8 protein-coding genes and 1 pseudogene are annotated in these 6,000 nt (G+C 57.6%); 4 read left to right on the forward strand and 5 right to left on the reverse strand.

The genetic code is table 11. From position 1 onward, the window contains the following. Nucleotides 1-11 precede the first annotated feature (11 nt). The 4 genes and pseudogenes from ABIB99_RS44570 to ABIB99_RS41640 form a co-directional block, all read left to right on the forward strand. Nucleotides 12-95, forward strand: a pseudogene (locus ABIB99_RS44570) (hypothetical protein); the annotation flags it as partial. An 818-nt stretch (nucleotides 96-913) separates the two neighbouring features. Then, a complete protein-coding gene (locus ABIB99_RS41630) occupies nucleotides 914-1,129 on the forward strand; it encodes a hypothetical protein (protein ID WP_354181623.1) in 216 nt (71 codons plus the stop codon). A 168-nt stretch (nucleotides 1,130-1,297) separates the two neighbouring features. After that, nucleotides 1,298-1,522: a hypothetical protein gene (locus ABIB99_RS41635; RefSeq protein ID WP_354181625.1), complete on the forward strand. Its 225-nt coding sequence runs from the start codon at nucleotides 1,298-1,300 to the stop codon at nucleotides 1,520-1,522. A 49-nt stretch (nucleotides 1,523-1,571) separates the two neighbouring features. Then, nucleotides 1,572-2,081 carry a hypothetical protein gene (locus ABIB99_RS41640; protein ID WP_354181627.1) on the forward strand — a complete coding sequence of 170 codons (510 nt, stop codon included), beginning with the start codon at nucleotides 1,572-1,574 and terminating at the stop codon, nucleotides 2,079-2,081. Between the two features lie 36 nt (nucleotides 2,082-2,117). Here the strand turns inward: ABIB99_RS41640 and ABIB99_RS41645 are convergent, their stop codons facing one another. The 5 genes from ABIB99_RS41645 to tnpA form a co-directional block, all read right to left on the reverse strand. After that, entirely contained in the window at nucleotides 2,118-2,693 is a 576-nt protein-coding gene (locus tag ABIB99_RS41645) for a hypothetical protein (protein WP_354181630.1), read from the reverse strand. A gap of 286 nt (nucleotides 2,694-2,979) precedes the next feature. Beyond that, a complete protein-coding gene (locus tag ABIB99_RS41650; protein WP_354181631.1) occupies nucleotides 2,980-3,174 on the reverse strand; it encodes a hypothetical protein in 195 nt (64 codons plus the stop codon). Nucleotides 3,175-3,271: 97 nt separating this feature from the next. Further along, complete coding sequence (gene tnpC, locus ABIB99_RS41655; protein WP_354181632.1) at nucleotides 3,272-4,927, reverse strand: IS66 family transposase; 1,656 nt, start codon at nucleotides 4,925-4,927, stop codon at nucleotides 3,272-3,274. Nucleotides 4,928-4,999: 72 nt separating this feature from the next. Beyond that, on the reverse strand, nucleotides 5,000-5,347 hold the full coding sequence (gene tnpB / locus ABIB99_RS41660; RefSeq protein WP_148756538.1) for an IS66 family insertion sequence element accessory protein TnpB: 348 nt from the start codon (nucleotides 5,345-5,347) through the stop codon (nucleotides 5,000-5,002). Then, a complete protein-coding gene (gene tnpA, locus ABIB99_RS44575) occupies nucleotides 5,344-5,736 on the reverse strand; it encodes an IS66-like element accessory protein TnpA (protein ID WP_502917558.1) in 393 nt (130 codons plus the stop codon). The genes tnpB and tnpA overlap by 4 nt, the downstream gene beginning before the upstream one ends. Nucleotides 5,737-6,000 lie beyond the last annotated feature (264 nt).

The raw sequence follows: 6,000 nt of genomic DNA on the forward strand, positions 1-6,000 counted from the left end.
GGTGGGGTAGGCGTAAGCAGATCCTCTATCTGCTCGGACCGGTCGGCGGCAGCAAATCCTCGCTCGCCGAGCGGGCGAAGTCGCTGGTGGAAGTGCTCGCAAACTCGACAAGCCGGCAAAACCAGACACTAAATCATAGAGTTGAAAGAGTGGCGGGACGTTAGTTCCGCCCCTTGTCGTTTGTCAGCAGCGAGTCTTACATTCGATGTTATACCCTCCAGTAACGACAACTAAATCACTGCAAAACTGAGAGAATCTGGACCGTGCGTTGGCGCGCGACGGCGCCGCGCGATAGGGATTCGTGTGCTCAACCGTTCACCAGTTAGGTCGGTGCGTTGGGTGCGGGTGTCGAATGATCGCCATGTGCTCACGCTGATTCGGAAATGGCACTAAGGAACGGTCCATCCGCTGCTTTCGTTTCAGTTGCATGCAGCCTCGTCGCTGCTTTCTGACCGGGAAATTCGTTTCCCGCGATACGTTTCGTTCGCCCTGGTCATGGAGGTGTAAACAGTGGGGACTCGTAAACTGCCTAGCTCTGGGCGCGCTTTTACTTGGCCAAAATTTGGGTTGCCGCCCATTTTGGATAGGTCGGAAAGCGTCGCGAAAGCATTCGGTCCGCGGCTTGGCTTTGTCCTAATGGTCTTCGGCATCTTGGCCCGCGCAAGCATCCCGATCGCAACTGTAATTGCTATCGGGAGGCATCTGTTCCAACAGTAAGCTTCGTGTTTACCGAAATGTTCACTTGCGCCGTCGGGCAAAACAGTAGTCTAGTGCGCCGGAACGTAATGAGAACGAATATCCACAGAATGCTAGATGCGGTGATAAGTCGGGCTAGCGAACAGTAAACCCCGGCACTCGTGGCATTTAGGGGCGTATTTCGGATTCGTCGCTGCTTCGGAACAGGAGGTCGGCTGTGTCTGACCAAGAACTGCGGAATGAAAATCTGATCGAGGTGCTGAAGCGCAACGGCGACTTCAGCAAACACTACGGCCCGATCCTCGGGGCGCTTCTGTACTGGCTGTCGATGAAGGCTGCCAAGCCTCGATCCTTTTGGTGGAGCGGGCTGATTGCGGCCGGGACTGTGGCGGGCGGCTTGGTCTTGAAATATGGTGTTCCCGCATTTTTCTGAGGTCTGGGCACGATGGCAAGAAGGTTGATTACGGCAGTTGGCATGTTGGTTTGCTTGACCAATGCCTCAAGCGAGGCTGGATTCTACACTGGCGACACCATACTCCCTTACTGCAACGGGAATATCTCACACGTCTATGGGTATGTCGCGGGCGTCGTGGACAAGGCAATGGCTGACGCCGACTTCACCGGGGCAACCTACATCCGTTTATTCAAAGAGATGAAGGATCACGAGAGCTTCGTGACCGGCATTGGCAAGCTGCAAGACCAGATATTGAAATACTGCCTGCCCGAGAACGTTGTTCTTTCGCAGGTGGGCGACGTCTTCTGCAAATACGTTAGAAGCCAGAGGTTCGCCAAAACAGCGCCGACGTGTTGCTGCACGAGTCTTTGACGGCGGCGTTTCCCTGCAAGAAGTGAACTCCCAAATTGAGGGGTGTGCTGTGGCTGATGACTACGAGAAGACCAGAACTGTCTATTTCACGGACGAAAACACTGCGCCTGAGCTATTCAAAGCTATCGGCCATTTCATGTTTCAGTTTTCTCAGCTAGAGGCAGTAATTCGCAATTCGCTTGCGTCCGCTCTTGGTCTGAAGACGAACAAGAATGGTGACCTTATAACCTCCGCGTACGACTTCAGGGCTCTCTGCGACGTAACGAGTGGGTTTCTCTGCAATCTCTATGAGAGCGACGGCGAGTATACGAAAGAGGTGAAGTCAGTCTTCAATGCATGCAAAACTCTGAACGAGGACCGGGTCAGGGTTGCGCATGGGACTTGGCTTTTGGATGGTGGAACGCGACACGTTTCCCGGCAGACATTCAGCGCCCAAGATTATTTTCTGAAACCCGGCGAATTGCAGGCGAAGACGAAGCAAGCGTTTGATTTGATGAGTAAGGTCATCCAAATTTCACTTGGAAGGGTGAACCAAATTAAAGATCCGCCAGAGGCCTAGCCGGGGTGAAAGCGGCAAATTCTGCGACTCCGCGTTTTACGGCAGAGGCGATTGGGGCACGACGCCGTCCTTGGACTCGTGTTTGTCGATGTTGAACGTGTTACCCGCATAAGAGTAGAGCATCACCATCATCGAAGCACAGACGCCTGCAAACAATGCCCGTGTGCTCTCGTATGTATTGATGACGTGGTCTCCGTAAGGGGCCAGCGGGTCAATCAAATGAAGCTCTCCGCAAGCCTGCTCGATCTCGGTGGTGTCAAAGGTTATCGGGACAGTGGCATGAGCGAAGGCATTCCGGGTAAAGCGGATGATCTTGAAATTGGCAAACGCCTTGGGTCCGATGATGCCAAGCGCGTGCGCCATGGTGATTTTGCGGGAGAATGTCGCTAGCGGACCGTCCTGCTCGAACATCGCAGCGCGTTGACTGTTGTCGAGATTCGGGAGTTTAGACTCTAATGCGGCCGTTAGCTCTCGTTCAAGGTGGGCGACCATGAGCAGGCAGGCTCCTCTGTCGCTCGTACCGGGCTCAAGCTGCTTCTCGAATTCTTCCTGATGGTGCTGACCGGTCTTTGCGTAGCTAAGTTTTCGTAATGCTTCCAGCTTAGAGACCACGACGAACTCCTTGCCGTCTGACTCGGTAATGTGCATGTACCGGTGAACGCGCGTTCAAGAGCCGTTACCAAAATCTTTTGTAGAAGCCCTGACATTAATCTTAGCTTCTAGCTTGATACGATTCATGAGCTTTGAAAGCACACCCTCGCTGGGCGTAGTTTTTATTTTGGTTCTCGCCGTTACCCCGTCTGCGGTCACCTTGACGGAATGATCGATCTCAGTGAGGTAGTTTTTTTCGTAACCATGCGCTGTAGGCCGCAAGCGCGCTGATCTATCCGGTTAGCGGTTAGATCTCGTCGGACTCGTCGGTCTTCGGCTTCATCATCGCAACGAGCGCTTGGCGGCGTTTTTCGATGATGCTGGGTGTGTCCTTGTGGATTGCGATCAGCTCTTTGAGGTTCTCGATCCCCTCATCGGTGAACGCCATCACCCCGTCTTCACCGACGCCGACGACCCATAGCTGGCCATCCTCGGTGTCCATTTCTTCAGCGACATCGAACAGCCATCCTCGTCTTCACCGAGCATCTCGGCGACATGGCTGAGAGTGAACACGTGGCTGACTTTGTTGACATGCCCCATCAAGCCGCCTGCGCCGCAAGGCCTTGCTGTTGCGCAGTCTTCCAGTTCCAGGGCAGCAGCTCATCGAGCCTGTGGGCGGGGTGGGTGGCGATGCAAGCGAGTACATCGGCGAGCCAGGCCTGGGGGTCGACGTCGTTCATCTTGGCAGAGACGATGAGACTATACATGGCGGCAGCTCGGCGCCCTCCGCGGTCGGACCCACAGAATAACCACGACTTTCTGCCCAATGCGATGCCGCGCAGCGCTCTTTCGGCGGCATTGTTCGAGAGGCAGACGCGGCCATCGTCAAGGAAGCGCGTGAAGGAGGCCCAGCGCTTGAACATATAGTTCATGGCCTTGGCCAGATCGTGACCGCGGGAGAGCTTGGCGCACTGCTCGCGCATATAGGCTTCCAGATCGGCGACGAGCGGCGCGCTCTGCGTCTGGCGAACAGCCTTTCGTTGGTCGGCGTTTTGGCCATTGATAGAGCGCTCGATCTCGAACAGAGCGTCGATGCGGCGCACGATCTCCATGGCGACGGGCGAGATGACGATCTCCTTCTTTCCGGCCGCTTTTCGCCGCGCGTTCTCCTCAAGATCCGCCATGGCGAAGAACGGGCGCCGCGCATGGACCCAACAGGCCGCTTCCCTGATCAGTCCAGGACTTCGCGCTGGCTCGTAGAGCTTGATGTATCCGCCGAAGGCGTCGGCCTGGAGAATCCCGGTGTAGTTGGCCAGATGCGCCTGCGGATGCTCACCACTTCGATCGCGCGAGTAATAAAACATCGCCGCCGGCGGATCTGATCCGCCGAAGGGGCGATCGTCCTTCACATAGACCCAGCATCGAGCGACGTCGCACTTGCCCAAGGCCAGCACGGGCACGGTGGTGTCGTCGCCATGGAGGCGTTCGGCTGCCATGACGTGGGCTTCCAAGAGCCGCGACAGCGGCTCCAACACCGTGCAGCACGCCCCTACGGCGTCTGCCATGGTCGACAGTGCGATTGGCACGCCTTCCAGAGCGTAGCGCTCGGCCTGACGGTTCAAGGGCTGATGCTGACCGAACTTCTCGAACACGATCATGGCCAAGAGGCTTGGGCCGGCCCATCCCCTGGCGATGGCGTGGAACGGCGCCGGTGGCTGGCTGATCTTCTCGCAGTCACGGCAGCTGAACTTCTCCCGCACCGTCTCGATCACCTTCCACTGGCGCGGCACTACTTCCAGCGTCCGCGTCACGTCCTCGCCGAGCTTGCGCAGACGGTTGCCGCCGCAGCATTCACAAGCTGTCGGCGGATCAATCACCACCCGCTCGCGTGGCAGATGCTCGGGGAACGTCTGACGCTCGGGGCGCTTGCGCGCAAATCCGCGCACCGTCGTCGTCTTGGCCACGGCTCGTTCTGCCGCAAGCTCGTCCTCGGTGGCATCGGCCTCCAGCTCTTCGAATGTCAGCGCCAGCTGCTCGATCAGGCGCGAGGAACGCTCCGACCGCTGTCCGTAGATCTGATGCTTTAGCTTGGCGATCTGCAGCTTCTGCTGGGCAATCAGCGCCTCGTCTTCCGACGCTTTCGCGCGGGCGACCGCGAGTTCAGCGGCGATCTCCAAACCCTTCGCGCGCTCGACAGTCAGCGCCTCCTTCAGGGCGGCAATGTCATTCGGAACAGCGTCACGATTGGCGTTCATCCGACGCAGTGAATCACAGATTGGACCCGATGTGACTCCCCAAAATGCAAAAAAAGCTGCAGATTAATCTGCTCAGCCTGCGCTCTGCGGTCGCCAGCTTAATTGGGGATTCCTCCAGTCGATGCCCTCAAGCATGTAAGCCATTTGTGCCGCTGAGATCGATATCGCGCCGGCCGATGCCGAGGGCCAGATGAACTTTCCGCGGTCCAGGCGCTTGGCGTAGAGCGACAGGCCCAACCCGTCATGCCAGAGAATCTTGACCAGATCACCGCGGCGGCCACGGAAGATGTAGAGATCGCCAGCGTGGGGATCGCGCTTCAGGCTCTCCTGAACTGTTAGAGCAAGGCTTCGCATGCCACGACGCATATCGGTGTGGCCAGTGGCGATCCAAACCCTGACGCCGCTCGGAATCGGGATCATCGTCGCCGCAGGAGTTCAAGAACTCGCTGCAGCGCCTCAACGTCCACGTCGCGGTCAACGCGAACGCGACAGCCGCCGAGCTCGATCTCGATGATTCCAGCCCTTGCACGCTGCGCAGGCGGTGAAGACGGTTGTTGTGGCACTCCGTTCGAGATCGGAGCCGCCACAGGTGTGATCTCGACGGGAACAAGAGCAGGCGCGGCATCTCCGCCCAGTCGACCCTGGCGCGCCTGTCGACGCCACGTAAACAGCAGGCTATGAGCCACCCCGTGCCGGCGCGCGACGCCGCAGACCGTCTCGCCAGCCTGCAAGGTCTCTTCGACTAGGCGAACTTTCTCGTCGTAACTCCATCGCCGCCGACGCTCGGCGCCCAGCACATTGACCTGCATTCGCCACGTGACCTTAAAGCTAGACTTAAGGTCAAATCCTCGGCCCGCCTCTCAAACTACACAAGGCGGCCGCCGCCGGAGGGATACTTTTTTTCTGAAAGTGCATCCACTAAGTCCTCTAACCCCTTTGCATTTGGAGGCCGTTTCAAATTGGACCGATCGTTATCGGCGTCTCCCTCCGGCGAGGGCCGCCTTGTTGGATTAGTCCAATTGGTGCGTAACAGTCCTTATGGACAGCCATAAGCGCAGTACTCAGCTTGAACG

The sequence above is a fragment of the Bradyrhizobium sp. LA6.1 genome, assembly GCF_040547805.1.
GTDB lineage: Bacteria > Pseudomonadota > Alphaproteobacteria > Rhizobiales > Xanthobacteraceae > Bradyrhizobium > Bradyrhizobium barranii.

Coding starts and splice junctions, on each gene's coding strand:
- tnpA (WP_502917558.1), bottom strand. CDS start 5,736: ATGCAGGTCAATGTGCTGGGCGCCGAGCGTCGGCGGCGATGGAGTTAC.
- ABIB99_RS41650 (WP_354181631.1), bottom strand. CDS start 3,174: ATGGACACCGAGGATGGCCAGCTATGGGTCGTCGGCGTCGGTGAAGAC.
- ABIB99_RS41635 (WP_354181625.1), top strand. CDS start 1,298: ATGGCTGACGCCGACTTCACCGGGGCAACCTACATCCGTTTATTCAAA.
- tnpB (WP_148756538.1), bottom strand. CDS start 5,347: ATGATCCCGATTCCGAGCGGCGTCAGGGTTTGGATCGCCACTGGCCAC.
- tnpC (WP_354181632.1), bottom strand. CDS start 4,927: ATGAACGCCAATCGTGACGCTGTTCCGAATGACATTGCCGCCCTGAAG.